This window comes from Mesorhizobium sp. M7D.F.Ca.US.004.03.1.1, from assembly GCF_003998635.1.
GTDB lineage: Bacteria > Pseudomonadota > Alphaproteobacteria > Rhizobiales > Rhizobiaceae > Mesorhizobium > Mesorhizobium loti.
Genome location: NZ_RZQG01001017.1, coordinates 1 through 2,022 on the forward strand (window position 1 = coordinate 1; position 2,022 = coordinate 2,022).

Genomic DNA, 2,022 nt, shown 5'->3' on the forward strand with positions numbered 1-2,022 from the left:
GTTGGCGGCCCTGGGCGTGCGCAATGGCTGATGGTCGACGACATCCGATCTGCCGCCGGCCATCGGCAACGGGTTCCAAGTGGCCAGGCCGCCGCCGGCGTAGCCTCGGCCGCTCTTGCCGGCCTCGTGCATCCGGTCGAGCGTGTCGACGCCGATCGCGCGCACGGCCGGCGACGAGAACACATACTCGTCCTCATGCACCAGGCCGGCAACGCGGCGAGGATCGTTGCCGCCAGTCCGGCCGCCGGTGTCGAAGAGCCCCCACGATCCCGACAGGATGTCGGCCGTGGCCAGCGGCGAAATGCTCTTCATGGAATTGATGGCACCGGCCGGCCCGCCGAACATTCCGGCAAGGTTCTGGAACCAGCCAGAGCCGCTGCCGCCGCCCGGACCCATGAAGCTGCTGAGCATCGAGCCGAACTGGGTGAGACCGCCAGAGGCGTCCGTCAGGCCTTTGACAGTCTCGAAGCCGGCGAGCCCGGCCTTCTGCAGGCTCTCCGCTGCCATGAACGACACGCTGCCGAGCTTGGTGAGGCCTTCGATGCTGTTGGTCGCACCCATGTCAACATTCTTGTTGACCTGAAAATGCATTGCGTCGGACTTGTTCCAGTTGCCGCCCCAGAACAGTCCGTTCTTCTCGGCAAGCGCGTTCGGATCAACGCCGTATTGGGAGAAGTTGCCCTTGGCCCCGACAGCCCACGGGTTCTGACGCGGGTTGATGTCCAAGGCGTTGCCGAAGGCGTGGTTGGACAGGTTGTTGGTGCCCGCGACATTGCGGAACGAGTAGCCGCCCTCGCCAAGACTGGTGATCGGATAGCCCGCGCCTTTCAGGTCGTTCAGCAGCCCCTGGAACCGGCCGGCATACTCGCTCGCGACCTTGGCGGTCAGGCCGTCGATGCCGATGCCGGAGAGTGGGATGCCGGTCTTGGTGACGCCTGCGGACGCGAATATCTGCGAAAGCGCCGCGCTCGCACCACCACCGCCTCCGCCTAGGGGTGACCCTAGGCCGCTGAGCAGCTTGGAGGCCGTCGCGGCCGTGTTCGGGCCGCCACCGCCACCGAGAAAGTCAGTCAGCGTGGTGTCGGCTTTGAACGGCTGGTTGTCGTTGGCTCCGCCGAACAGGCTTTTGACCCAGCCGAGAATGCCGCCGCTGCCATTGTCGTTGGCAGCGCCTGGCAGGCCGGGGATGCCGCCGATCGGCGACCCGTTGACGAACACGCTGGCCGCCTGCACCTGCATGGAGGCGACCGCCTTCTGGGCGCCCAGCATCTGGCCGAGCACGCCGCCGAAGCCGCCGCCCTTGCCGCTCGATGCGCCGGAACCGAAGATGCCGAGATCCGCGATCGTGTTGGCGTTGGCGCCGGTCAGCCAGTTCTTCAGCGGATTGGTCACCGACATGTCGAACATCGTCTTGGCGAGCTGCTGACCGGCCTTTTTCAGGGCGTCCGTGATCGAGCCGCCGCTGAACAGCGCGTCGCTGATGCCGTCGATGCCGTCATTGACGGTCGAGAAGATGTCTTCCCATGCCGCCTTGGTTGTCTTCAGCTGCTCGTTGTAGCGGATCTGCTGGGCAATGGCCGAGTTGGGATCGTAGTCGAGCCCGGCGCCGCGCATCGTCGAGGCGATGTTCTGCTCGGTCGGCGAGCGGAACATCTGCTCGCGATCGAACTGCAGCTGCTGTTGCAAGCTGGCCCGTGCTGTCGCGTCGGCCAGTGCCGAGGCGGCGGCCGTGTTGGCGCGCATCTCGTTGGCTTCTTGCCCGTAAAGCGGGATGCCGAGCTTGCGGATCTCCTGTTCGGTTTTCAGGGCGGAGATGATGCGATCGTGCGCCAGCTTGCTGGCGCCAACCAGGGCCAGCTCGGCGCGCTGCACTTCCAGATCCTCGACCTGGCCATGGATGGTGTCACGCGCCTGTTCCAGGGCGCGCAGCTTGCCGAATTCAATCGCCTTCTGATGGATGCTGGCGATCTCCGCCTGGTCGATGGCGACGTGGTTGCGTGCGGCCTCTTCCTGCACCTGGGC

Annotated in this window: 1 protein-coding gene; it reads right to left on the reverse strand. The window is 65.7% G+C overall.

Annotation, left to right across the window (positions count from 1 at the left end; translation table 11 throughout):
• On the reverse strand, nt 1-2,022 hold a 2,022-nt coding region (locus tag EN935_RS33255; protein WP_164771576.1), incomplete at both ends, for a M15 family metallopeptidase.